Consider the following 855-nt stretch of genomic DNA (forward strand, 5'->3'; position numbering starts at 1 on the left):
ATTAGGTTTCGTGGACAAAGGTTGACAGTGGACCCATGCCTTGATTCAAGGCTGTCTTTTGGAGGCCGCGTTGGGCGAGCGGATTGGACTGGCGGACGACGAGTGGGCGATCATCGGTGCACTTCTGCCGTCTGAACATGGTCGAGGTTGCCGGCCGGCGCAGGATAACCGCCTCTATTTCGAAGGCATGATGTGGATTGCGCGGACAGGCTCGCAGTGGCGACATCTGCCAGACGAATACGGCAAGTGGAACAGCGTGTTCCGCCGCTATCGGCGCTGGGTTACAACTGGCGTGTTCGACGCGATGCTGGAAACGCTGGCTGAAATGGTGGAGCGCGACGTCACCGCCGACATGATCGACAGCACCGTGGTCCGGGCACATCATTGTGCCGTCGGCATAAAAAAGGGGATCAGGAGACCGAGGCGCTTGGCCGATCGCGCGGTGGCTTCAGCACCAAACTCCACGCCCGATGCGATGCCAAAGGCCGCCCGCTCGGATTTGTCCTGACACCAGGGCAGACCCACGACATCCAGGGCTTCGGTCCGCTGTTCCGCATGATCGCAGACAAGATTGAGGCGCTGCTGGCCGACAAGGGCTATGACGCCGACGCCATCCGTGAGGAGCTGACGAAAGCCGACGTCGAAGCGGTCATCCCCGCCAAGAGCAACCGGCGCGATCCTATCGCGCACGACCGCGAAAAATACCGCTGGCGCAACCTCGTCGAGCGTCTGTTCAACAAGCTCAAGAACTGGCGGCGCATCTCAACCCGATACGACAAAACCAAGGAATCTTACCTCGGCTTTGTCAATCTCGTGTCAGTCCTCCAGTGGATACCCTTTGTCCACGAAACCTAG

General features: G+C 59.6%; 1 pseudogene. It reads left to right on the plus strand.

From position 1 onward, the window contains the following. Window positions 1-27: 27 nt before the first annotated feature. Window positions 28-852, plus strand: a pseudogene (locus GKO01_RS16440) (IS5 family transposase); the annotation flags it as partial. Between the last annotated feature and the right edge of the window lie 3 nt (window positions 853-855).

Origin of the sequence: Gluconobacter kondonii (assembly GCF_002723995.1) — a bacterium.
Lineage (GTDB): Bacteria > Pseudomonadota > Alphaproteobacteria > Acetobacterales > Acetobacteraceae > Gluconobacter > Gluconobacter kondonii.